This window comes from Sphingobacterium sp. InxBP1 (assembly GCF_026191775.1).
GTDB lineage: Bacteria > Bacteroidota > Bacteroidia > Sphingobacteriales > Sphingobacteriaceae > Sphingobacterium > Sphingobacterium thalpophilum.
Window position 1 is genome coordinate 183,941 of record NZ_JAINDX010000039.1, and the last position, 22,477, is coordinate 206,417.

At 44.3% G+C, this 22,477-nt stretch carries 25 protein-coding genes and 1 pseudogene; 5 read left to right on the forward strand and 21 right to left on the reverse strand.

Translation table 11 applies throughout. The features are described from left to right. Positions 1 to 27: 27 nt before the first annotated feature. The 21 genes and pseudogenes from miaB to K7A41_RS04010 all read right to left on the reverse strand — a co-directional run bounded on the left by miaB (position 28) and on the right by K7A41_RS04010 (position 18,420). Complete coding sequence (miaB, locus tag K7A41_RS03910) at positions 28 to 1,464, reverse strand: tRNA (N6-isopentenyl adenosine(37)-C2)-methylthiotransferase MiaB (protein WP_265712688.1); 1,437 nt, start codon at positions 1,462 to 1,464, stop codon at positions 28 to 30. Positions 1,465 to 1,648: 184 nt separating this feature from the next. After that, positions 1,649 to 2,338, reverse strand: coding sequence for an OmpA family protein (locus K7A41_RS03915; protein ID WP_028070716.1), 690 nt, complete (start codon positions 2,336 to 2,338; stop codon positions 1,649 to 1,651). Positions 2,339 to 2,538: 200 nt separating this feature from the next. Next, the gene (locus tag K7A41_RS03920) at positions 2,539 to 3,300 is read right to left on the reverse strand and encodes a hypothetical protein (RefSeq protein ID WP_265712689.1); all 762 of its coding nucleotides are present in this window, start codon (positions 3,298 to 3,300) and stop codon (positions 2,539 to 2,541) included. A gap of 167 nt (positions 3,301 to 3,467) precedes the next feature. Further along, complete coding sequence (locus K7A41_RS03925; RefSeq protein WP_265712690.1) at positions 3,468 to 3,866, reverse strand: hypothetical protein; 399 nt, start codon at positions 3,864 to 3,866, stop codon at positions 3,468 to 3,470. A 4-nt stretch (positions 3,867 to 3,870) separates the two neighbouring features. Further along, positions 3,871 to 5,280, reverse strand: a complete 1,410-nt coding sequence (gene rlmD / locus K7A41_RS03930; RefSeq protein WP_265712691.1) for a 23S rRNA (uracil(1939)-C(5))-methyltransferase RlmD — start codon at positions 5,278 to 5,280, stop codon at positions 3,871 to 3,873. A gap of 107 nt (positions 5,281 to 5,387) precedes the next feature. Continuing rightward, the gene (locus K7A41_RS03935; protein ID WP_028070719.1) at positions 5,388 to 5,963 is read right to left on the reverse strand and encodes a TetR/AcrR family transcriptional regulator; all 576 of its coding nucleotides are present in this window, start codon (positions 5,961 to 5,963) and stop codon (positions 5,388 to 5,390) included. 5 nt (positions 5,964 to 5,968) lie between these two features. Beyond that, positions 5,969 to 6,097 (reverse strand): hypothetical protein, encoded by a 129-nt coding sequence (locus K7A41_RS03940; protein ID WP_265712692.1) that lies wholly within the window; start codon positions 6,095 to 6,097, stop codon positions 5,969 to 5,971. 7 nt (positions 6,098 to 6,104) lie between these two features. Then, positions 6,105 to 7,145, reverse strand: a complete 1,041-nt coding sequence (gene pheS, locus K7A41_RS03945) for a phenylalanine--tRNA ligase subunit alpha (protein WP_037533789.1) — start codon at positions 7,143 to 7,145, stop codon at positions 6,105 to 6,107. Positions 7,146 to 7,475: 330 nt separating this feature from the next. Next, entirely contained in the window at positions 7,476 to 7,934 is a 459-nt protein-coding gene (locus K7A41_RS03950) for a single-stranded DNA-binding protein (protein ID WP_265712693.1), read from the reverse strand. A gap of 19 nt (positions 7,935 to 7,953) precedes the next feature. Further along, entirely contained in the window at positions 7,954 to 9,003 is a 1,050-nt protein-coding gene (gene mutY, locus K7A41_RS03955; protein WP_265712694.1) for an A/G-specific adenine glycosylase, read from the reverse strand. A gap of 105 nt (positions 9,004 to 9,108) precedes the next feature. Then, positions 9,109 to 9,588 carry a hypothetical protein gene (locus tag K7A41_RS03960; RefSeq protein ID WP_051607049.1) on the reverse strand — a complete coding sequence of 160 codons (480 nt, stop codon included), beginning with the start codon at positions 9,586 to 9,588 and terminating at the stop codon, positions 9,109 to 9,111. Beyond that, a complete protein-coding gene (locus tag K7A41_RS03965; protein WP_265712695.1) occupies positions 9,581 to 10,516 on the reverse strand; it encodes an urease accessory protein UreD in 936 nt (311 codons plus the stop codon). The genes K7A41_RS03960 and K7A41_RS03965 overlap by 8 nt, the downstream gene beginning before the upstream one ends. A gap of 12 nt (positions 10,517 to 10,528) precedes the next feature. Continuing rightward, positions 10,529 to 11,149 (reverse strand): urease accessory protein UreG, encoded by a 621-nt coding sequence (gene ureG, locus K7A41_RS03970; protein WP_028070724.1) that lies wholly within the window; start codon positions 11,147 to 11,149, stop codon positions 10,529 to 10,531. Positions 11,150 to 11,165: 16 nt separating this feature from the next. Then, complete coding sequence (locus K7A41_RS03975) at positions 11,166 to 11,870, reverse strand: urease accessory protein UreF (RefSeq protein WP_232048640.1); 705 nt, start codon at positions 11,868 to 11,870, stop codon at positions 11,166 to 11,168. Then, positions 11,860 to 12,429: an urease accessory protein UreE gene (locus K7A41_RS03980; RefSeq protein WP_265712696.1), complete on the reverse strand. Its 570-nt coding sequence runs from the start codon at positions 12,427 to 12,429 to the stop codon at positions 11,860 to 11,862. The genes K7A41_RS03975 and K7A41_RS03980 overlap by 11 nt, the downstream gene beginning before the upstream one ends. A gap of 10 nt (positions 12,430 to 12,439) precedes the next feature. After that, positions 12,440 to 14,290 (reverse strand): urease subunit alpha, encoded by a 1,851-nt coding sequence (gene ureC / locus K7A41_RS03985; RefSeq protein WP_081817916.1) that lies wholly within the window; start codon positions 14,288 to 14,290, stop codon positions 12,440 to 12,442. Positions 14,291 to 14,371: 81 nt separating this feature from the next. Beyond that, positions 14,372 to 14,668 (reverse strand): annotated as a pseudogene (gene ureB / locus K7A41_RS03990) (urease subunit beta); the annotation flags it as partial. A 15-nt stretch (positions 14,669 to 14,683) separates the two neighbouring features. Then, complete coding sequence (ureA, locus tag K7A41_RS03995; protein WP_028070728.1) at positions 14,684 to 14,986, reverse strand: urease subunit gamma; 303 nt, start codon at positions 14,984 to 14,986, stop codon at positions 14,684 to 14,686. A 36-nt stretch (positions 14,987 to 15,022) separates the two neighbouring features. Continuing rightward, positions 15,023 to 16,213 (reverse strand): porin, encoded by a 1,191-nt coding sequence (locus K7A41_RS04000; protein ID WP_265712697.1) that lies wholly within the window; start codon positions 16,211 to 16,213, stop codon positions 15,023 to 15,025. 154 nt (positions 16,214 to 16,367) lie between these two features. After that, positions 16,368 to 17,750 (reverse strand): sensor histidine kinase, encoded by a 1,383-nt coding sequence (locus K7A41_RS04005; protein ID WP_265712698.1) that lies wholly within the window; start codon positions 17,748 to 17,750, stop codon positions 16,368 to 16,370. Further along, complete coding sequence (locus tag K7A41_RS04010; protein ID WP_265712699.1) at positions 17,740 to 18,420, reverse strand: response regulator transcription factor; 681 nt, start codon at positions 18,418 to 18,420, stop codon at positions 17,740 to 17,742. The genes K7A41_RS04005 and K7A41_RS04010 overlap by 11 nt, the downstream gene beginning before the upstream one ends. Positions 18,421 to 18,711: 291 nt before the next feature. Between K7A41_RS04010 and K7A41_RS04015 the strand changes: the two genes are divergently transcribed. The 5 genes from K7A41_RS04015 (at position 18,712) to K7A41_RS04035 (ending at position 22,467) form a co-directional block, all read left to right on the forward strand. Beyond that, complete coding sequence (locus K7A41_RS04015; RefSeq protein ID WP_265712700.1) at positions 18,712 to 20,109, forward strand: WG repeat-containing protein; 1,398 nt, start codon at positions 18,712 to 18,714, stop codon at positions 20,107 to 20,109. Between the two features lie 85 nt (positions 20,110 to 20,194). Beyond that, positions 20,195 to 20,539, forward strand: a complete 345-nt coding sequence (locus K7A41_RS04020) for a hypothetical protein (RefSeq protein WP_265712701.1) — start codon at positions 20,195 to 20,197, stop codon at positions 20,537 to 20,539. An 89-nt stretch (positions 20,540 to 20,628) separates the two neighbouring features. Then, a complete protein-coding gene (locus K7A41_RS04025; protein WP_028070734.1) occupies positions 20,629 to 21,189 on the forward strand; it encodes a YeeE/YedE family protein in 561 nt (186 codons plus the stop codon). A gap of 1 nt (position 21,190) precedes the next feature. Further along, on the forward strand, positions 21,191 to 21,604 hold the full coding sequence (locus tag K7A41_RS04030; RefSeq protein ID WP_265712702.1) for a DUF6691 family protein: 414 nt from the start codon (positions 21,191 to 21,193) through the stop codon (positions 21,602 to 21,604). 47 nt (positions 21,605 to 21,651) lie between these two features. Next, positions 21,652 to 22,467: a sulfite exporter TauE/SafE family protein gene (locus tag K7A41_RS04035; protein ID WP_265712703.1), complete on the forward strand. Its 816-nt coding sequence runs from the start codon at positions 21,652 to 21,654 to the stop codon at positions 22,465 to 22,467. Positions 22,468 to 22,477: the final 10 nt, after the last annotated feature.

The window sequence follows — 22,477 nt, forward strand, 5'->3', positions numbered from 1 at the left end:
AGCTGGAAATAAATTTATATTAGTTTATTAATCGACAATTTTACCCAATAACGTCGCCGAAGTACAAGACTCGATCAAAACATTGACATAGTCTCCTTGTTTGTAACGTGGATCGATTGGGAACACAACAAGCGCATTTTGATCATTACGTCCGCAGAAATCAAATTCTGATCTTTTCGAGAACCCTTCTATCAACACTTTACACACTTTCCCGACGAACTGCTGATAACGGTACAGGCTATGGTCGCGTTGCTTGTTGATCACTTCGGTAAGGCGACGTTTTTTTACATCTTCTGGAATATCATCCTCATAACGCTTTGCCGCCAACGTACCCGGACGTTCCGAGTAAGCAAACATATAGGCAAAATCATATTTTACATAATCCATCATGGACAATGTCTCCTGATGCTCGGCTTCTGTTTCAGTACAGAAACCTGTAATCACATCGGTGGAGATTGCACAATCCGGGATAATACGACGAATGGCATCAACACGTTCCATATACCATTCGCGATCATAGGTACGGTTCATCAACTCCAATATTCTGGAGTTTCCGGACTGTACGGGCAAGTGGATGTAATTACATATATTTTCGTGTGCAGCAATCGCATGCAACACTTCGTCGGTAATATCTTTGGGATGCGAAGTGGAGAAACGTACCCTTAAAAGTGGACTTACAGCGGCAACCATAGTTAACAGCTTCGCAAAATTCACGGTCTCCCCCACAGCTTCGCCCTCTGCAACTGGGGCTGTATATTTATAGGAATCCACATTTTGCCCCAACAAAGTCACTTCTTTATATCCGGCATTGAATAAATCCTGCGCTTCCTTCACAATAGAATGTGGATCACGGCTCCGCTCACGCCCTCTGGTAAATGGAACTACACAGAACGAACACATGTTGTCACAACCGCGCATAATCGAAATAAATGCCGTGACGCCATTCGAATTTAAGCGTACCGGATTGATATCGGCATATGTCTCCTCTCTTGACAAGAGCACATTCACAGCCTTGGTACCGTCATCAACCTTGTCAATTAAGTTTGGCAGATCCCTGTAGGCATCCGGGCCAACGACCACATCAACGAGCTTTTCTTCTTCAAGAAACTTGGATTTTAAACGCTCAGCCATACAGCCCAATACCCCCACGATCATTCCTGGGTTTTTGGTCTTCGCCGCTTCAAATTCCTTTAGCCGGTTACGGACACGCTGTTCTGCGTTTTCACGGATTGAACAAGTATTGATAAAAACAACGTCAGCTTCCTGATAGTTTTTGGTCGTCTCAAACCCTTTGTCCAACAAAATAGAAGCAACAATCTCACTATCCGAAAAGTTCATCTGGCAGCCGTAACTTTCAATATACAGCTTCCGTCCGTTACTGATCTTCGGATCCTGCTCCAGCAACAATGCCTCTCCTTGACGCGACTCGTCGTGTTCCTTAGTTGTATGTGTTAAATCTAACATAGCTCAATTTTCAAAGACTACAAAGTTAGAAATTAATATTCATAAAATGACAGTTTGTCAGCCATAATATGGTTTATACTTTGTCAAATTTCACAAAAAAGGCGCTGAACTTTTTCAACGCCTTCTATGTTTTAGTCACCAACTTCGCCAGGATTAGCCTAACAGAGCCTCGCTAATTGATTATCTATTGACCAGCCTGTTGTTTGGCTTCTTGTTTCATTTGATCACCTGCTACGATCACGATCTCCACACGACGGTTTTGTGCGCGTCCTGCTTCGGTATCATTGCTCGCGATGGGCTCAGCAAAGTTTCTTCCTTCGGTACGGATTCTTGAAGAGGCCAATCCTTTGGATACTGCAAAAGCACGCACAGAATTGGCACGATCCAACGATACCTTTTCATTTGCGGCCAAAGTACCTACATTGTCTGTATGACCAATGACAAGAATTTCTGTACCAGGCTCTTTGTTTAAAGTAGTCACCAGCTTCGCAATGTTATCCTTTGCAGAAGGTTTTAGGTCAGATTTATTGAAATCGAACAGAATACCAGAGTCAAATTTAACCACGATACCTTCAGCAGATTGAGTAACTTCAGCTCCCTCTACGGTTTTGGTAATTTCAGCGGCCTGCTTATCCATCTTCTTACCGATCAGCACCCCGGCAGCACCACCGATTGCAGCTCCCGCCAAAGTTCCGATGGCTGTATTACCAGCTTTACCGCCAATTAAAGCGCCCAAGGCACCGCCGGCAACACCACCGATTACGCCACCTTTGGTTGCATTATTCGTATTTTGGATCGTCGAACAACTTCCAAATAACATAGCTGAGGTCGCAACAGTCAAACCAAATACAGCCAATTTTCTATTCATTTTCATATCTATCTAAGACTTTTAATATTCAAACTAAATTCTGTTAATGACAAAATCAAACAAAGTGCCAAAAGCATCCTTTTTCAACTTTTTTGTGACGACATACCGAAAATCATGCCTCCAATTCGATAAATGACGACAACAAGCTACAAATAGGCCGCCCCGTTTATAGGTATAGAGACTAACAGCAGCAAACGAAAAATGTTTTATTTCTCCTGTGTCTTTACTTCAATATCGGGCAACAAAGAGCCCTTTGGACGTCCTTTGGCATTAAAGTCTTCCAGGGACTGTTTTACATAATGCATCAGGTCATATTGTCCCCAGTGTTCCGCAAGGTCAAAGGATGGACGGTACCGTACCATAAAAGCGTCCAGATCAGCACTATCTAACTTGGTTAAATTACGGACAGCCTCCCGCGAAAATATACGGTCCACCTGTAGTTCCTCCTTTTCCCTGTCCATGAAACGCCCAAAACGTTTGGCATTTTTTGCTTCCCTGCCGAAAAGATTATAAAGGGCAGTCGCCGGACTTCCGAGATAAGTACCGAATTTATTTTTCCCGCCGTTGTAAACACCTTTTTTCGAGTAGTTGCTCATTGCCTCGTTCAACTCCGCTTCCTTAGACTTGCGCTCCACGATCACCGTCTCCAGTTTTATCCCTTCCTGCATTTCAATATAAAATTCCTTTAAGTCCGTCAGAACGGTCTTCACTGGCGAAAATCCGACTTTAGTAAAAGAAAGAGAATCCCCTACCGATGCATCAATCGTAAAAACACCAAAGGAATTGGTCAACGCTGAACGGTGGGTACGTAAATTGAGCACCACAACATCACCGATCCGGTTTGCTGTACCTTTCTGCATGACCATACCCGAAACCTTTTGTATATGCTGCGCCGTGACAGCCCCAGCCGTCAACAAAAGCAACAATAAGATGCTCAGAACCCCTATATGTATGTGTATTCTTTTCATTGGATATCGTTATCAGTCTACGCCTTTATCAGCATTTCAAATTGTAGCGGGTGCGCATTTCCACGATCCCCCGGATATCTGCTTTAGACACAATACATCCAGCCTACTTTTTAAAAGTAATAATAGTTTGACAATTGTATTGTTAAAAAAGTTTAAATATTACGTCCCTATTTATAAGGATAGAAGACGAAATTAGCCCCCTCAGCAACAACCACAAACAAGCACATATATTCTTTAGCCGGTTTATAATTCTGCATAAAGACAGCTTTGCGATCCTCCTGAATAATCCCGATCTCAACAAATTCCTCCAAGGTAGATGCATTGATGGTCCAGTTGGTTTCCAGCTCTGTCCGGTCCAAGATCACCTCTCCCACAGAAACCTCATGTTGATGGGCCACGAAAATTGGATACGCAGAATACTCACCTTCTATAATTTCTAAGGCTACCTCGCGCAGGGACTCGTTATAAAAATCGAGGTCTGCCTGTAAACTTTTTAGCGGACTCTGACCGGCGGACGCCGCTGTGTCGTCTTTCGATGCTCCTAAAAAAAAATCCTCTACTTCCATGACATTATTTCTTTAATTCCAATAGAACGACATTTTCCACATGCTGCGTATGAGGAAACATGTCAACAGGCTTAATCCGCTTCACCGTATACTTTTCCGCCAACAAAGTCAGATCCCTGGCCTGGGTTGCAGCGTTGCAACTGACGTAAACAATACGTGGAGATTCCATCTCCAGCAGACGCTCCACAACATCGGCATGCATCCCCGCTCTCGGCGGGTCAGTGATCACGACATCAGGTTTGCCATGTTCTGCAATAAAAGCAGGCGTCAGCACCTCCTTCATATCCCCTGCATAGAATTTCGTATTGTGAATATTGTTGATGGAAGAATTTACTTTTGCATCTTCAATTGCACTCGGTACATATTCAACCCCGATGACTTCCTTAGCATTCTTCGCCACGAAATTGGCAATAGTACCTGCTCCGGTATATAGGTCATACACCCGTTCATCGCCCTTTAGATCAGCAAACTCGCGTGTGATCTTGTAGAGTTCATACGCTTGTGCCGAATTGGTCTGATAAAATGATTTGGGACCCACCCTGTACTTGAGGCCTTCCATCTCCTCATAAATAAAATCGCGGCCCGCATAAACATGGATGTCCTGATCAAAAATGGTATCGTTTCGCTTCTGATTAATAATGTAGAGAAGCGAGGCCAGTTGCGGAAACTGCTGGTTGATAAATTCCATAAGCATTTCCACCTGTGCCGGTTCGGGGTAGGCAAAGACAACGATAACCATCATTTCGCCTGTGGACGAAATGCGGATGATCAGATTACGCAGCACACCCGTATGCTCGCGCAGATCATAGAACGTGATGCCGCGACTGATCGCAAAATCGCGAATGGCGTTGCGCACCTTATTGGAAGGATCTTCCTGAAGAAAACAATGGTCAATGTCCAGAATTTTGTCAAACCGTCCCGGTACGTGGAAGCCCAGGGCGTTCATCTGCAGCTGGGTAGCATCCTCATCAACAGAGGTCAGCCATTTCTTATTGGAAAATGTATATTCTAATTTATTACGATAGTATTCGGTCTGCGCAGAACCTAGGATAGGCTCCATGGAAGAGGTATCCACCTTCCCAATACGTGATAGTGCATTGTCGACAGACTGCTGTTTAAATTTCAGCTGGGAATCATAGCTCATATGCTGCCATTTGCAGCCGCCACAAACACCAAAATGTTCACAAAATGGCGCAACCCGATAAGAAGAAGCTTCTTTCAGGTGGGTTACCCTGGCCTCCGCAAAGTTTTTCTTCTTGCGCATCAGCTCCACATCAACCACATCACCTGGAACAGCCTTTTCAACAAACAACACCAAATCATCTGTTTTCCCAACACCTCTGCCCTCCTCGGCAATATCAATGATGGCAATATCTTTTAAAAACTTTTTTTCTTGCGGAATTCTTCTACTCATAGTTCGCAAAAATACAATTTTTATCAGGATTTTTCAGTGGAATAAATTGCGCCTTAGGGGCAATGGTGCAATTCTTTACAACAATGAGGCGCAAGCGAACGGAAACCTTACAACACCGTTGCCTGAACCAGATAAGGCAAGATTTCTTTTTGGAAGGAAATAAAGTTTTTACGAACGTCGGCATCCGACACCGCAGTAAAAGCAAATGAGAACACAATACTTTTGCTCGATTTAATTAGAAAAGTCAGCTTGTCCTCACTGATTGCTTCACTAATTTTCTCGTTTTGAATAAAGGTACTGAGCAGCAGAAACTCCAGATCCTCAGAAAGCATTTTCAGGTATTCCTGCGCATTCGCGGATTCGCGGATAAATTCCCAGCCGATCAGCTCGTTACATGCTGTGTAGGTCAGTCGGCTCACACGAAGTATCGTATAAGCCAAAAAAGAAGCCATATCGTCATCGTATTTTGTCGTCCTTAAGATATCTTGCAGGCTCGCCCGAAGATAATCCATCAGTATGGCATGTAAAATCATTTCCTTACTATCAAAATACTTGTAAACCGTTGCCTTGGCTATCTTAGCCTTTTTTGCAAGTGCATTGACGCTGGTCTTATGATAACCATTCTGACGAAAAAGTTCCCGTGCTGTTCTTTTTATGGATTCAATAATATAATCTGGTTCCATACTCTTCAGATAATACAAGGACGCATGACGCTTACTTGTCCGGGACTACAGCACATCACATTATTCTGGTTTTCCACGCAGGCCAGCGTTAGCGTGGAGGCAGGCAACAATGTGATGGCTTCTACAGTTCCCATTTTTATTTTATATTAATTCCGTTTCAAACTGAGACAGGAAACGGACATCATTTTCAGAAAAAAGGCGTAAATCTTTAATGACATACTTGAGGTTGGTGATACGCTCGATACCCATACCAAATGCAAAGCCCGAATATTTCTTGCTGTCTATTCCGCAATTCTCCAATACATTCGGATCCACCATACCACAACCCAGGATTTCTACCCAGCCAGAATATTTACAAAGATTACATCCTGCACCTTTACAGATGGTACAAGAAATATCCATTTCAGCAGAGGGCTCTGTAAACGGAAAGTACGATGGGCGAAAACGGACCTTAGTTCCCTCACCATACATTTCCTGAACAAAATGATACAAGGTTTGTTTCAGGTCGGCAAATGATACATTCTCGTCCACATATAAGCCCTCTACCTGATGAAAGAAACAATGCGCCCGTGCTGAAATCGCTTCATTCCTATAGACACGTCCCGGCATAATGGCACGAAAAGGTGGCTTACCTGCTTCCATTAAACGTACCTGAACCGATGACGTATGCGTCCTTAAAGTGATATCGTTACCCTCCTGCTTTTTGATAAAAAACGTGTCTTGCATGTCACGCGCCGGATGTTCCGGCGGGAAATTCAACGCTGAAAAATTATGCCAGTCGTCTTCAATTTCCGGACCTTCGGAAACGACGAAACCTAATTTTTTAAAGATCTCAACAATTTCCTTGCGCACCAGCGAGATAGGATGTCTTGACCCCAGCTGGAACCCATTGCCCGGCAAAGTCAAATCACCCTCCTTTTGCTGCGCCTGTTGCTTTTCGGAAGAGCCGAATTTTTCCTGTGCCTCTTTAAAGGTAGCTTCTGCCAGCTGCTTAAATTCATTAAGCACTTTTCCCAAAGTACGTTTCTCTTCAGGCGTAACTGTTTTGAATTCATCAAAAAGATTTTTCACTATCCCTTTGGAAACCAAAAATTTCAATCTGAAATTTTCTACATCGGCTGAAGATGATGGGGCAAATGCCCTAATTTCTTCAGTATACTGCGTAATTTTATCTTGCAACATAATTAGCGCAAACATAGCCAAAATTTCGGCTAAAAAGAAATTTTGACATTCGCGGTCCGCACGTGGAAAACAGGTAAACAATTAAACTAAAGCTGTTTTCGGACCCGATTAAGCCCGATGTTTACGAATGGTAGAAAAATGACATATAACCGATGAATAGCAGCAATAGCGACAAAGACCTGCCGAATGCACTTTGATCAATACGCTGGATGAAGCGCTCTCGAGCACTGAATAAGTCGAAGCCCTGCGTTTTCAAAAAAAAGAGCCAATTCGCTCGGCTCTTTTTCTTGGTATGGTAGAAAACATTTCGGTGTATAACCCGGACCGCAATTAAAATGGAAGCGGGTTATCCTCCTCGTCGTTTTCAGTAAAATCAACTTCAATTTCCTTATCTTCAACCTTCTGAGCTTGGGTATTTCCTGTATTAGCTGCGCCCGCCCCACTCGCTGGCTCAAAATCTGATTTACGGCCCAAAAGTGTGAACGTTTCGGCAACCACTTCAGTAGCATAGCGCCTGATACCTTCCTTATCTTCATAGGTACGTGTGCGTAAACGGCCTTCGATATAGACCAGCTTACCCTTCATTAAATATTTTACAGCCACATCCGCCAGGCCCCGCCACATCACAATATTGTGCCATTCGGTCTGTTCGACTCGCTTACCGTCTTTATTATACGTTTCTGAAGTTGCCAATGGAAAACTGGCAACCGAGACATTGCCTTCTAAATAACGAATTTCCGGATCTTTTCCGAGATGCCCGACTAAAATAACTTTGTTAACTCCTGACATAATTTAAAAGCATAAATGGTTAAAAATTGGATCTTTCCAAAAAAGTAAAGATCAACTTGTGTTTAGCTAATTTATCTAAATCTTTTAAAAATACATAATCCCAGCTGGATTTTTTTTGCTTGAGATCACCATCTAAGCGCACCTGAAAGAAGGTGGCGTATATATTCTGATGACTCAGCACATGTCTGGTCTGCTTTTGTAAGACCTTAAGAGTAACCTTCTGACCGAAATACTGAACAAATTCTGTATTTTCAAGAACGTCCGGAATATCAAGCGTACGTTCAGACTCTATCAACGGAAATTCGTAAAGATGTTGCCACACATCGCCTGCTCCGCGCCTGGACATCAATATACGTTCCCCATCGCTAACAATAAAATAATTGAAATACCTGTCTTTACTTGCTTTAGATTTCAACTTAACAGGCAGTCGGGCCACATCTCCCTGATGCAGGGCATGACAAGATGTGCTCAGCGAGCATTCACTGCAGAGCGGTTGCTTCGGCTTGCAATGGATTGCGCCGAAGTCCATAATTGCCTGATTATACTCTGCTGGGTGCTCACGGTCCAGATTCTCCCGGGCAATGGCGGTAAAAATCTTTTTTCCCTCAGTCGAATTAATGGGAGTATCAATTCCATAATATCGGGCAAGAACACGAAACACATTGCCGTCCAGTACGGCCTGTGCTTCATTGCTGGAAAACGACGAAATAGCAGCAGCTGTATATTCGCCAATTCCTGGCAGCTTCAGTAGAGTACTGTATTCCACAGGAAAAACACCACCATATTCGTCGCGGACAATCCGCGCAGCTTTATGCATATTTCTACCTCTCGAGTAATAACCCAGTCCTTGCCAAAGCTGCAAAATCTCATCTTCTTCAGCATTGGCAAAGTCCACGACAGTGTTAAACCGCTCCACAAACCGTAGATAATAAGGCATCCCTTGTTCAACACGGGTCTGTTGCAGGATAATCTCCGAAAGCCAGATTTTATATGGGTCTGTTGTCTCGCGCCACGGCAGATCGCGCTTATGCTGCCGATACCAGTCTTGCAATGCTGCACTAAATATCATAAGTGCAAAAATGCACAATTTTTCTGATTTTCAAGGTTGGCCCAGGCAAAGGAGAGCAGCTGGATAACAACAACGGCAATAGCACGAGATGGCGGAGTAATAGACTTATTTGCGTAGGCAAGTAATATAGGTAATCTGCTCATCAGGTTCCAGAACAGCATTCTCCAGCGCGATACAGCCGTTATATTTTTCTTTCAGCGCCTGATATAGCCGGCCATCATAGGAAACGGCAAACCTGCCGTCTGCTTTGAGATAAACCGGCAAATGCCGGTTTCCCACATCAAAACAAAACTCACCCACCACAGAAAGGTTGTCACTGTCAAGCAAGACGCACAGGCAAGGCAGAATATTTACCTGAATGAATACGTCGTCTCTATAGTAGATACACTGCCCAGAGCGCAGGGCTGTACTATCATCCCGCTGTATTTTGACAAGATTGCCTTTTCTGGTTTTACGCTGGATAACACGTTTATTTACTTCGAAATAAGACAAGTCCAGAATATCCGACTCGCGGCTGAATTTGACATGTTCCAAATCAGGAATGTAATCAATAAGGATTTCTTCCGGTATTTGAGATTTATGCATACTTCAATTTTTCTTCTTTTATTTTGCCAGCCCCCGGCCGCGGTGGTGTTTTTTTCCTTTTCTCTTTCACCGCATCCGCTTCGGCTACAATGGGCAAAGGCGCCGGATTCCCTTCTTCAGCCACAGCGTCCTTTGACTCTGACCGCTTGTGCATCGTAAAATCCCAGCAGAGCTGCCCCAGCATATGTAGAAAATCGTATAGCAGTTCGCCGTCTGAGCCCAACGCCCGCAGAATGATCACCTCCGGTGAAGCCAGTGTAAATCCATATGAGATATCATTGTACTCTACCGTTAAGATTTCGTCAAGCTCAGCTTTAAGCTCCTGAGCGAAGACAGCAGAAAACAAAAATGTTGCCTGATGGGTATAACCCTCAAAAAACAGCATTTTTTGGATCGGCTGTTCCTTTGGGATCAGCAGCTGATTATCGATAAAAGCCAGCTTACCTGCGCGGAAGATCTTCGTCTGCGTATGTAGCCTTTCAAATTCAAAAGCTTCTTTCATATGGATACGTCCCACACTGATAATATCTCCCCACATCAGTACCGCATCTCCGGCCAGGTGAATCTGGTTGGTAGCCTTGAAAATAGAATCCTTAAACGGTGTCACCGGATGGGGGATATAGTGAAAAATGCCGCCCTCGGCAACATGAACATCGGTATGTTGACTGGCTCCCGTTTTCATGGGATGCAACTTATTGAAAGACTGTGTAAATAGCTTTAAATGGGCTTCCCTCCTGACATGGACATCAATATGCAGATGGTCGGTATCCATGATGCCCGGTGAGGCACTCATAATGATCATTTCCAGATGATCCGTCAGATTCGGCGCGCCATAATGTGTCAATTTGTAAGGAGCATTATGGTAGCTCTCTTTCAATCTGCTTCTGCCTTCTTCCTTGGCTACATGTAATGTAATCTTGCTATCCATGTGTTGTTCCTTTTAACCGACTTGTTCTAATAAGGCATATTTTCTGATCCATTTCTTCACGTCTTCCAGGCCTTCCAACGTCATCAGGTTTGTAAAAATGAAGGGACGGTCGCCACGCATTTTTAAAGTGTCCTGGCGCATGACTTCCAGATCGGCATGTACATACGGTGCCAGGTCAATTTTGTTGATCAGCAGCAGGTCCGAACGTGTGATGCCGGGCCCGCCCTTACGGGGCATCTTTTCTCCCTCGGCCACATCGAGTACGAAAATGGTCAGGTCAGCGAGATCAGGACTGAATGTCGCAGTCAGATTGTCCCCACCACTTTCCACAAAGATAAGCTCAACATCCTCAAAACGGCTCGCCAGCTCCTCCACGGCCTCAATATTCATGGAAGCATCTTCACGGATCGCCGTATGTGGGCATCCACCCGTCTCCACACCGATAATACGTTCCGCTGGCAAGGCTGAATTTTTCTGCAGATACATGGCATCTTCACGGGTATAAATATCATTTGTAACAACACAAATACTATAGTTTGCCGACATCGAACGTGTCAGCCTTTCAATTAAAGCCGTCTTACCAGAGCCCACCGGTCCGGCAACACCAATTTTTACATATTTTCTTTTCGACATCTTATCTTTTACTTGTTTATGAAATATAAATTCGTGTATATAACTTCTCGTGCTGCATACATCGGATATCTTGTGCGATACAACAATTTCCAATCAGATCGTCAGCCAATGCAGGTTGAGCGGCAACCAGTCTGCTAATCAGCGGCTGGAGCTTAAATAGGATCTGTTGCGCATCCATCTGGCTGATGGGGACTAATTTTGCGCAGTTGGTCATAATACCGTTGAGTGAATTGTAATAAAAAGCGCTCAGTGCATCGGCATAATGAATCCCCTGTGCCTGAGCAAACATTGCAAACGCAATAGCATAATGCCCATGCACTTCCTGAGCATTGATGGCTTTCAGGTAGGCCGAACAACGTTTGACGGGCTGCAGTTTTTCAGTGAGTTTCAGAAACCGTATGCCCAGTTTTTTGCTGGCGTCCCGGATCTCGTAGGCGGCTTTAAAAGCGGTAACCAGCGCATCCAGTTCCGCGACTTTCTTTTTGGTCGCCTTTGTTTCGCACAGTTGCCAGGCTTTATGAAAGAAAGCTGCATCGTTGTAGAAAAAGCTGTGCTCCAGCAAAGTTTGCGCATACACTTTCGCAGACTTCGAATCATGCACGATTCCTTTGGTAATGTAAGTTTCCAACCCATATGAATGGGTAAACCCTCCGATCGGAAAAACAGAATCATTGATCTGCATCAATGTCAACAATGGATTCATACGTAAATTATTTTTCATCTATGGGCATATAGAATGCCCGGGTTGTTTCATCAGCACCAGAATACCCAGCATCAACATTTCTACGGATTTCCTTCGCTAATGTGATTTTATTTTGCACCACGGCATATTGATGTATCCGCAGGGTATGTGTCCGTTCGATTACTCGTAATTCGCGGACGGGAGTAAAACCGGCTCTATGCAGCTGCTCCCACAATGGATTTTCATATGCAGCGATGATCTCGTGTGCTGCGTTAATGAAAATAGGGATATGCTTATTCCCTATTTCCAGACATATTCGTGCCATGTCCAATCTATTTTTTGGCCGCACGACCAGACAAGGACAGGGCAATATTCGGACAACGATACGGAACTGCGCCGTTTCAAACAGAATGTCGCCATCAAATAAGGGCTGCTCACCCAAATTTCTGAATCCGATCTCGCGGCCCTGGACCGTAAATCCGCGGATGACACGCTTCTCTGTATCAAACCATTCGAGCTCCAAAAAGTCCAGCTCAAGGCTGTCATTTTTTTGCTTTTCGTTCCGAATATTGCCTTTAATGTCGCTTGCTAAAATCATAGGATATCAATTAGAACAGGAAGTAGCGTTGTGCCATCGGAAGCTCCTTTAAAGGCTCACAGGTAGCCAAAACACCATCTACCGTTACTTCATACGTTTCTGGATTCACCACGATGTCCGGTGTGGCGTGATTATGCACCATATCCTTTTTCATCACCGTACGGCATCCTTCGACGGGAAGACACTTGCGGGATAAATTCAATTTTTCGATATTGCCATTTTCGAGCGATACTTTTGAAACGAAGTTGAAACACAGTTTCGAAACGGCCTTACCATAATTTCCAAACATTGGCCGATAGATAATTGGCTGCGGTGTAGGAATAGACGCATTGGCATCGCCCATCTTCGCACCCAAAATCATTCCCGCCTTGATCACCAATTCGGGCTTCACACCAAACAGTTCGGGTTTCCATAAGATCAGATCCGCATATTTACCTTTTTCTATGGATCCGATATACTTATCGATACCATGTGCTTTCGCTGGATTGATCGTAAATTTGGACACATAGCGTTTGACACGGAAGTTGTCATTATCTTTCCCTTTATCCTCAGCCAATGGTCCGCGCTGTACTTTCATCTTATGCGCTGTCTGGAAAGTCCGTGAAATCACTTCTCCGACACGGCCCATTGCCTGGCTATCCGAGCTCATGATGGAGAATACCCCCATATCCTGAAGAATATCCTCAGCAGCGATGGTCTGCGGGCGAATCCGAGAATCCGCAAATGCCACGTCTTCCTTCACATTCTTATCCAGGTGATGGCACACCATCAACATATCCAGATGTTCTTCTGCTGTATTCACCGTAAATGGTTTTGTCGGGTTGGTAGACGCCGGCAGGATATTCGGGTACATTGCAATTTTGATGATATCAGGCGCGTGACCTCCCCCAGCTCCTTCAGTATGGAAGGTATGGATAACACGTCCGTCAATTGCTGCAACAGTATCTTCCAGGAAACCCGCTTCGTTGAGCGTATCGGTGTGTATAGCCACCTGTACATCGTATTTATCAGCAACCTTCAATGCGGCATCAATAGTCGCGGGTGTTGCGCCCCAGTCCTCGTGGATTTTGACACCCAGTGCACCGGCTTCAATTTGTTCTTCGATCGGTTTGGTTGTTGAAACATTCCCTTTTCCGAAGAATCCCACGTTGATCGGCAAGTTCTCAAAGGCTTCAAACATGCGTTCGATATACCATTTTCCCGAGGTGACCGTGGTGGCAAGCGTGCCGTCTGCCGGGCCTGCTCCGCCGCCGATGAATGTTGTTACCCCCGAATAAAGTGCGGTTTCAATCTGTTGTGGCGATATAAAATGGATGTGGGTATCAATACCTCCGGCCGTAAGGATATAGCCGGCCCCGCCATGCACTTCGGTCGAAGCGCCGATGACCATGCCTTTGGTAACCCCATCCTGTACATCGGGATTACCTGCTTTGCCGATACCGACAATTTTACCGTCTTTGATCCCGATATCACCTTTTACAATCCCCCAGTGATCAATGATAATCACATTGGTGATACAAAAGTCCAATACGTCCTCGTCCCGCAATGCACGTGCCGACTGCCCCATACCGTCGCGGATCGTTTTTCCACCACCGAATTTATTCTCTTCACCGTAAACGTTGAAATCTTTTTCAATTTCAATAAAGAGCTCCGTATCCGCCAGACGTACTTTATCGCCCGTAGTCGGACCAAAAAGTGCCGCATATTTGTCTCTGGGGATATAAAGTTCCCCATCAATATATTTTACAGATGATTTGTCTAAACCTAGTTTATCTAAACCAAGTGCATGTAGACCAACCGTAGAACCCAATGTCGTGAGTCCCACCACCTTGATCCATTCGCGTCTATTCCATCCTCCCATTCTATTTTATTTAGATTGTCTGAATTTTAATTTTTTCATTTTCTCCACCGCCTTGGATTTGACGTTCTGGTCGGTGTATTTACCGTTTGTCAGTCCGTTAAAGCCGTGAATTTCTTTATTTCCTCCAAACTCGACCAGCACAACAGATTTCTGCTCTCCGGGTTCGAAACGTACCGCTGTACTGGCGGGTATATTCAAGCGCATGCCAAACGCTTTTTCACGGTCAAAAGAAAGCAGTTTGTTCGCTTCAAAAAAATGATAATGCGAGCCGACCTGAATGGGTCTGTCGCCCTCATTTTTGACAACAAGGCTTGTGGTCCTATGACCCACATTAGCTTTGATCTCTTCTTTTTTTAAAATGTATTCTCCTGGAATCATATCAATTGGATTTTATTAACGAATTGGATCATGGACAGTCACCAGCTTGGTACCGTCGGGAAAGGTAACCTCAATCTGTACATCATGGATCATCTCAGGCACCCCCTCCATGACCTGGCTTCTCTTCAGCAAAGTGGTACCATAAGCCATCAGGTCGGCAACAGACCTACCGTCTCTCGCTTCCTCCATAATCTGTGCACTGATATAGGCAATACATTCGGGGTAGTTCAATTTCACCCCACGCTTGAGCCGCTTTGCCGCCAATTCACCTGCTAGGTGCAGTAGCAGCTTTTCTGTTTCTCTTGGTGTTAAACGCATAAAAAATAAATTTTTGTTATTTTGTTAAAGGAATCATTACAACACTGGTATGGTAAAGTATGCGCCAAAGGCAATACGGTTGTACTGGCTCTCGTCCATATTCATATATCCCTTGTAATTTACCGTGTTACCTACGTAACCAAGGTAAAATCGTAAATCCTGATTGTGAAAAGGCTTGTGCTGCAGCGCGGCAAAATAGGTCCAGTTCTGACGGAAGTTTTTACCGAGCTGATCGTCATCCCTGGCGCCAGCGGTTTCGTAACCGGCCTTGAGCGCCAGTTCCCATTTTTTGCTTAAAAACTGATCATACCGCAGAATGGCTGAAGCATAGTTGACATCTTTTGCCAGTACACGGGCCGTACCGGTGCGTCCGTAAAAGTCGTTGATTGCCGATGACGCGATCAACGCATGGTCAACCCCTAAATATGAATACTGCAAGTCCAGATATAGCATCTGCTTGGCGGTCTTCAACTTATTCGCCAGGGAAACGGAATGATTGGTATGTCCTTTAGCAAACTGAGATATATTATAAGACCACTTTGTATGGATCTTTTTGTCCATAAAAGCGCCTACCCAGGTCAAATATGCGCCCATCGGCACATCAGAGCGCTCCAGCTCACCCACCCCGAAACCATTTTTGGTATGCACATCCATGAAACTGTCATTGGTGGTATTATAGACTTGGGCATGCACGGAATGGTTAGCATCAATCTCATAGGATAAGGTTCCTCCAACGACAAACAGATTCAAGATCCGGTCCACATAATCGGTAAATTTATACTCATAGATCGGATTATTTTCAAATTCGTAACTACCGACAATCGCGCTTTGCTTACCTGCTGTAACAGACCATTTACGATCCTTACCAAATTTGTACTTGATGTACGCCATATCCAATGCACGGGATGCATTATCCTGACTTGTGGGACCAAATGACCTATTCAGCCGAAAACGAACTTTATAGGAAAGCTGCTCGTTATAGTCACCACTCATCAAAATACGCGCATCGTCCAGATTCGCTTTTGCTTGAGAAGAACCGTCGGCATTATCGACCTGCAATCCGGCACGAAGCAAAACATCCAATTGGAAGAGCTTCGCCCTTGCAGGTTCTTTTAATAGCAAGCTGGACCGTCCTGCCGTAAGAGAGTCTGCTGCCGTCTGCTCCTGTCCATGCAAGCTGGCCACGCTCAAGCCCGATATTGCAATAAGTGTAAGTGTTTTTTTCATCCGTATAACTTGCTTTATTGGTAATGAAACTATCAGATTTATTTATTCTCGATGGATTGAATAAATTTTGATGGTTTCATATGATATACCTTGTCTCTGGCACAAGTATATCCCAGCAATTTAAAAATGAAATAAGGATGAGATTAAAATGAAATTAGAACGCTGCTTTCGGAAGGGTGACCAGCACCTGAGTACCCTGTCCTTCAGCGGAATAAAGCATTAGTTCCGCACCATGCAGATCAAAAATATTCTTCGCGAGCACGAGCCCCAGCCCATTTCCATAGATATCTCCGACATTGGAAGCACGGTAGAAAGAAGTGAAAATATGGGGCTGGTCTTTTTGGGGAATACCGATTCCTTTGTCAAACACCTTGACAGTGATATTGTGATCATCGCAGCTGATCGACACTTGAACCTGCTTATTGTTACCATATTTATAGGCATTGGAAATAATATTGCTGAAAGCGATGTAAAGCAGATCAGGATTCGCATAGACCGTGAGTTCATCGCTGTCTTCGGGGATTTCGGTAAAGTCAAAAGAGAGGCGGAAATCCTTGTTTATGCTTCGTTCTGCCTTGTATATTTCGTACAACAGTTCATCAATCCGGATAATGACCTTGTTATCCACTTCTCCTTTAAAACCCATACGTGAAAGCTGCAGGAGATTATTGATGATAAGCTCCATTTTATCGGCGTATCTGGCAATGGTTTCCAGCGAAAAACGGGCTTCATGCTCTTTCGGAATCAGATGCAGTGCCAGCTCAGCCTCACCGCCAATAATCGTCAAGGGCGTTTTAAGCGAATGCGAGGCATTACCGATAAAGCTCTGCTGCGATTGCACAGAAATATCCAGACGGTTGAGCATCGAATTTAAGTTGGCAATCAGGACCCCTAGTTCATCCCTGTCGTTGCTGAACTTACTGAACAGTCGATAATCGAGATTGGCAATATCCACTTTCCCGAGATCCCGGTTGATATCCTTAATCGGTTTCAATAGGCGGTCGGCAAAATAGAAAGACATAATGATAATCAATACGATCGCCAAAAAACCGCCTGTGATGAGTGTGCGGTCCAGCTGCCGCTGTTCCTCGTGGCCGTATTCGTCTACACCTTCAGATACCACGATCAGGTTATCGTGATGCAGACTATCTTTAAAAAACACCGCGACAAATGCAGTTTTGTCATCCATATATCGCCCTTTACCGGTGCGGATAACATCCCTGTAAAAATCCATGGGCATGGGCAGATTAGGCTTAAACCGAATACTATCACTGCCCTTTACCACCCGTATCAGATGATCAGTGCCTTCCGAAAGCTGTTTAAGGTATTTACGCTTGACCTGAATGTAGAGCTCTTTGTTCTCCTCCTTCTGATGGACAATATGATCCCCAACGATGACCGCATTCTCCTCCAGACGGTGAAAGAACTTCGTCTGCAGACTATCGTAGGTAAAGTAAGAAACATACAGCGCAAAGACAACAAGCAAAAGCGTGCTGATAATAGAAAATAACAGTACGATCTTGGTCCTAATTTTCATGACGGATCACATAGCCCATACCAATAACCGTATGGATCAGTTTACGTGCAAATTGTTTATCGATTTTTTTGCGGAGATAATTCACATAGACATCAACTACATTCGTACTGAGATCTACATCCATCCCCCATACTTCTTCTAAAATATCGATCCTTGTCAGCACCTTATTGCGGTTGAGCATCAAAAACTCCAGTAAGCGGAACTCGGTCGCGGTAAGTATTATGAGTACACCCGCCCGTTGCACCGACTTACTGTCCCGGTCAAGCTGTAGGTCATCGAAGGTCAGGATATTCTTCTGTTCAACGATGACTTTGGACTTTCTATTGTAACGGTTGATCCGTGCTTTCAGCTCCTCCAGACGAAAGGGCTTGGTCAGATAATCATCCGCATCCCGGTCAAACGCTTCAACAATATCTTCAGTCTGATTTAGCGCGGTAAGAATGATTATGGGAACCTCATTATTGGACATCCGGATGTTTCTGCAGACATCCATACCATTCATACCCGGCAACATGACATCCAGCAATATCAGATCATAGTGATTTAAACCAGCCATTTTAAGACCAGTATAACCATCCATTGCAATGCTGATGTGATGGCCCTCCTCTTTTAGCCCTCTCTCGATCAAGGAAATGACCGATGGTTCGTCCTCTATAAGCAATAGTTCCACAGATATTGTTTTAAAAAGTAAATTAAAGGGATGTAAAATACAAAAATAGCATTATACGGCGTACCTAAGACGCTGTATGTCACGAAATTTGTAACTTTCTTGACGTTTTTATGATACTTTTCCACTATTGACGCGAAGATTACATAGTGTCGTCGCCAAATAATCGATTATTCCACAAATGCGATTTATCTACAATAGTATCAAAATTTTCGCATGATTTTTAACCAAATACAAAAGATTATTTCTCAAAGATGCCGATTTTCGATATTTTCGCTGTTTAATTAATTAGACATGAAACATCTTTTTCTTTGCATAAGCATTTTCACCCTGATTTGTGTCTCTAAGGGGACTGCACAACAGAAGGTTTTTAAAATAGCATATCAGTTTGCCGATCCCGAAACGGGGACCGACACTTCTGCGTCGGAGTTTATCAAAATTCTGGCGGACCAGGGGGAAAGCTTGATGCGTGCGTATATTTCCAAAGATCAAATACGTGTCGAGACCTTGCTGTTCGGAAAATCCGTGCAGATAAGCGACCTTGCCCAGCAGACCTCCTATCAGCTGGATGAAATCAGCAAAACATACACGACAACGGAAATTGCTTCGGGCAAACTTATCGAAACTTCGGCGGAGGGCGACTATGCATACTCCAGCGACCTGCAGATTAGGCTTATCCCCAATGAGAAAAAGATAATTGCCGGCATAGCCTGTAAAAAAGCAATATTCAATCTGGAAGGCACCAACGATCCGCAAACAGAGATCACCGTTTGGTACGCTGAAAATTTGCCAAAATTATATTGGGGCACCTATGATTACCTCGAAAAGGTGCCGGGTGCAGCTCTATATGTCGGAGCAGCAGGACTGGGCATTCAGGCCACCAAAGTGGAGGAAATTCCTTTTGACAAAACTTTATTTGAAATACCAGAGGGTTACGAAGAAGGTGAACGTGACGATGCCACCGCGGATTCTGCATTAAACGACAATTTATCCTGGTACCAGGACCCCGCTACTGAATATTTTGGTGTACAGGACAGTTTAGGGAATAAACTGACCCCAGCTAAATATTCGTCCATCTACGCTTATGTAGGCAAGTTCGCCATCGTATCTGATGCGGCACAAATGTTTGGCTTGATCGACCTCCAGGGTAAAGAGGTTATTCCTTGTCAGTATGAATCCTTGAGCCTCGATATCGAAGGAGCTCCTCTCGTATTTATGAAGGACCAAAAATATGGCCTGCTGGATAGCACCGGGAAACAGTTGCTGGCGGCAAAATATGATTTTATCAGCATTCCGAACTTAAACTATGCGCTCTATAATGAAGGCGAACAGACAGGTGTACTCGACTTTAAGGGCAATGTACTGATCCCTGCCAAGTACGAGATCGTTGCCGAATACCATGACAATCTGGCCCTGATTCTTGAAAATCAAACCTATCAGCTGGTGGACAAATCTGGCCAGGCGCTGCTTCCCTCCAGTCAGGAGTTTCTGTCTTTTGCTGGCGAAAGATTACTGCTTGCCTTTAAAGGTGATAAATACGGTTACATAGACTACAGTGGAAAAGTCATTATTCCTTTCCAATTTCAGAATGCCCAAGCTTTTGAAAACGGATTGGCCCTGGTGAGTGAAGACCTCGAAAATTTTTACTATATTGATGCTAGAGGTAAGTTTATCAAGAAGTATGAAGAGTAATTCTCCAGCATTCCATCTTTCCACATTGCATCGTGGCAAATACATGTTTATCCTGTTAACCTCGATTGTAATTATTGGAATAGGTATGTCAAAAGTTCCAATACAGGAAATATATAAGATTATCATTGCACTTCTTCTGGTTCCTCTAGCTATGTTCCTTGCCGTAAAATCGGCTGCTCTTCCGTCGACATGGCAACTGGAGGCAGATAGATTGACCGTCAGCAACAGTAAGAAAACGCTGGTGATCCCGCTCAGTGACATCTCACATATCCGGAACCTCAAACGTTCGGGCGGAAATCTCATCATCATCAGCAAAAACAAAGGTGCTGCTTTCCGTACATGGCGCAACAAACTCTTTCAAAAAGAAGATGATCTCCCGCTGCTGGTCGAAGCTTTCAGGGAGGCAAACATCGAATATTATGCGATGTAACGACAGACATTTCATACCACGGTAACATTTGTTACAGGCTTTTGACTGAGCAGTGCTTACCTTTGTAAGGTAACTCAAAACGACGTGTCATGTTATTAGAATACATCAGACAGCCCTGGCCCTGGTACATCTCAGGCCCTCTAATTGCAGTAGTTATGTACCTGCTGTTAAAACAAGGAAAAGATTTTGGCATGTCCAGCAATCTGCGGACCATGTGTACAATATTCGGAGCTGGTAAGACCACCTCCTTTTTCCGGTTTGACTGGAAAACACAGGCTTGGAATCTTCTGGTAGCCTGCGGCACGGTCATGGGTGGTTTCCTTGCCCACTACTTTCTCAGTGATGGCAGAGCCGCACAGATCAATCCCCAGAGTATTGCCGACCTCAGGCAGCTGGGCATCATTGATCAGCTGCAGGGTTATCTGCCCGAATCGCTTTTCATTTTCGATGGCTCCCTGTTTCAGCTGCTGATCTTAAGTATCGGCGGGCTTTTGATTGGCTTCGGAACAAGATATGCAGGTGGCTGTTCGTCCGGTCATGCTATTTCAGGCTTAAGCAATTTTCAGATCCCTTCCCTCATTGCTGTGATCGGTTTTTTCATCGGTGGTATCGTAATGGTACATTTTTTATTTCCCTTAATCTTTACATAAAATGAAAGCAATCAAGTTTATATCTATCGGCATATTGCTCGGAATCGTCCTCTACAAATCGGAGGCTGCTTCTTGGTACAGGATCTACGAAATGTTCCAGTTTCGCTCCTTCCATATGTATGGAATGATCGGATCAGCGCTAGGTACCGCCATCATCATCGTACAGATCATCAAACGCAAGCAGCTTAAAGACAGCAACGGCATGCCAATTCAGTTTCACGACAAAGACAAGAGCATCACACGCTATTTAGTAGGCGGCACCATCTTTGGACTCGGCTGGGCCTTGACTGGAGCCTGCCCCGGCCCGCTATTTACACTGATGGGCGCTGGCTATTGGACAATGGGCATCACACTGCTGTTTGCTGTTCTCGGGACATGGCTTTACGGACTGCTCCGTCATAAGCTACCGCATTAAATTAAACCCAGACAAAGATTTATACCTCGGCTTTATATAACGGAAAAATGGAATTAATCCTTGTAATCGGATTTCTATTGGCGATTTTGGTAGGCTTATCGATGGGCCTTATGGGCAGCGGTGGCAGTATTCTGACTCTTCCTATCTTTGTGTATATATTTCGCATCGAGCCACAATATGCACTGGATTATTCCCTATTCTCCATAGGCGCGCTTACCATAATAGGCTCAATAACTCCCTTGATAAAAAAGGAGATAGATCTGCACATCACCACTGTTTTTCTTGTCCCCTCGATCCTGTCCGTCTATCTGACAAAGCGATACCTTTTACCAGCCATTCCCCAACAGGTCGATTTTGACAATACCTTCATTTCCCGAAACCATATTATTATGCTGTTATTTGCGTTTGTGATTCTGTTATCTGCGGTAGCAATGATCAGCAGAAAAAGACAGACTGCAGCCAGCACAGCCCACATGAATATCGTTCAGGTCTCCAAAGCCATCGCATCAGGACTGCTCGTTGGCCTGATCACGGGTTTGGTAGGCGCAGGTGGTGGTTTTATCATCGTACCATCTTTGGTATTGCTGTTAGGAATCCCGCTCAAGCAGGCTATTTCCACATCCTTATTGATCATCGGGCTCAATGCTTCTTTCGGACTAATGGCAAATTATCACTTCTGGGCCCATATGAACTGGCCAATATTGGTTATCTTTACCCTAATCACGTTAATAGGACTGCAGCTCGGCAACAAGTGGAAAGGCAGGCTGGACACCATGCGGTTACAGGGCATGTTTGCGTATTTCCTGATCAGTATCGCCGTACTGATTCTTGTTTCTGAAAGCATCCAATTCGTCAATCAATAAAACACATATT

What these genes read in the sequence shown, in the direction of transcription:
- miaB (WP_265712688.1), bottom strand. Translation starts at nt 1,464, where the DNA reads ATGTTAGATTTAACACATACAACTAAGGAACACGACGAGTCGCGTCAA.
- K7A41_RS03915 (WP_028070716.1), bottom strand. Translation starts at nt 2,338, where the DNA reads ATGAAAATGAATAGAAAATTGGCTGTATTTGGTTTGACTGTTGCGACC.
- K7A41_RS03920 (WP_265712689.1), bottom strand. Translation starts at nt 3,300, where the DNA reads ATGAAAAGAATACACATACATATAGGGGTTCTGAGCATCTTATTGTTG.
- K7A41_RS03925 (WP_265712690.1), bottom strand. Translation starts at nt 3,866, where the DNA reads ATGGAAGTAGAGGATTTTTTTTTAGGAGCATCGAAAGACGACACAGCG.
- rlmD (WP_265712691.1), bottom strand. Translation starts at nt 5,280, where the DNA reads ATGAGTAGAAGAATTCCGCAAGAAAAAAAGTTTTTAAAAGATATTGCC.
- K7A41_RS03935 (WP_028070719.1), bottom strand. Translation starts at nt 5,963, where the DNA reads ATGGAACCAGATTATATTATTGAATCCATAAAAAGAACAGCACGGGAA.
- K7A41_RS03940 (WP_265712692.1), bottom strand. Translation starts at nt 6,097, where the DNA reads ATGGGAACTGTAGAAGCCATCACATTGTTGCCTGCCTCCACGCTAACG.
- pheS (WP_037533789.1), bottom strand. Translation starts at nt 7,145, where the DNA reads ATGTTGCAAGATAAAATTACGCAGTATACTGAAGAAATTAGGGCATTT.
- K7A41_RS03950 (WP_265712693.1), bottom strand. Translation starts at nt 7,934, where the DNA reads ATGTCAGGAGTTAACAAAGTTATTTTAGTCGGGCATCTCGGAAAAGAT.
- mutY (WP_265712694.1), bottom strand. Translation starts at nt 9,003, where the DNA reads ATGATATTTAGTGCAGCATTGCAAGACTGGTATCGGCAGCATAAGCGC.
- K7A41_RS03960 (WP_051607049.1), bottom strand. Translation starts at nt 9,588, where the DNA reads ATGCATAAATCTCAAATACCGGAAGAAATCCTTATTGATTACATTCCT.
- K7A41_RS03965 (WP_265712695.1), bottom strand. Translation starts at nt 10,516, where the DNA reads ATGGATAGCAAGATTACATTACATGTAGCCAAGGAAGAAGGCAGAAGC.
- ureG (WP_028070724.1), bottom strand. Translation starts at nt 11,149, where the DNA reads ATGTCGAAAAGAAAATATGTAAAAATTGGTGTTGCCGGACCGGTGGGC.
- K7A41_RS03975 (WP_232048640.1), bottom strand. Translation starts at nt 11,870, where the DNA reads ATGAAAAATAATTTACGTATGAATCCATTGTTGACATTGATGCAGATC.
- K7A41_RS03980 (WP_265712696.1), bottom strand. Translation starts at nt 12,429, where the DNA reads ATGATTTTAGCAAGCGACATTAAAGGCAATATTCGGAACGAAAAGCAA.
- ureC (WP_081817916.1), bottom strand. Translation starts at nt 14,290, where the DNA reads ATGGGAGGATGGAATAGACGCGAATGGATCAAGGTGGTGGGACTCACG.
- ureA (WP_028070728.1), bottom strand. Translation starts at nt 14,986, where the DNA reads ATGCGTTTAACACCAAGAGAAACAGAAAAGCTGCTACTGCACCTAGCA.
- K7A41_RS04000 (WP_265712697.1), bottom strand. Translation starts at nt 16,213, where the DNA reads ATGAAAAAAACACTTACACTTATTGCAATATCGGGCTTGAGCGTGGCC.
- K7A41_RS04005 (WP_265712698.1), bottom strand. Translation starts at nt 17,750, where the DNA reads ATGAAAATTAGGACCAAGATCGTACTGTTATTTTCTATTATCAGCACG.
- K7A41_RS04015 (WP_265712700.1), top strand. Translation starts at nt 18,712, where the DNA reads ATGAAACATCTTTTTCTTTGCATAAGCATTTTCACCCTGATTTGTGTC.
- K7A41_RS04020 (WP_265712701.1), top strand. Translation starts at nt 20,195, where the DNA reads ATGTCAAAAGTTCCAATACAGGAAATATATAAGATTATCATTGCACTT.
- K7A41_RS04025 (WP_028070734.1), top strand. Translation starts at nt 20,629, where the DNA reads ATGTTATTAGAATACATCAGACAGCCCTGGCCCTGGTACATCTCAGGC.
- K7A41_RS04030 (WP_265712702.1), top strand. Translation starts at nt 21,191, where the DNA reads ATGAAAGCAATCAAGTTTATATCTATCGGCATATTGCTCGGAATCGTC.
- K7A41_RS04035 (WP_265712703.1), top strand. Translation starts at nt 21,652, where the DNA reads ATGGAATTAATCCTTGTAATCGGATTTCTATTGGCGATTTTGGTAGGC.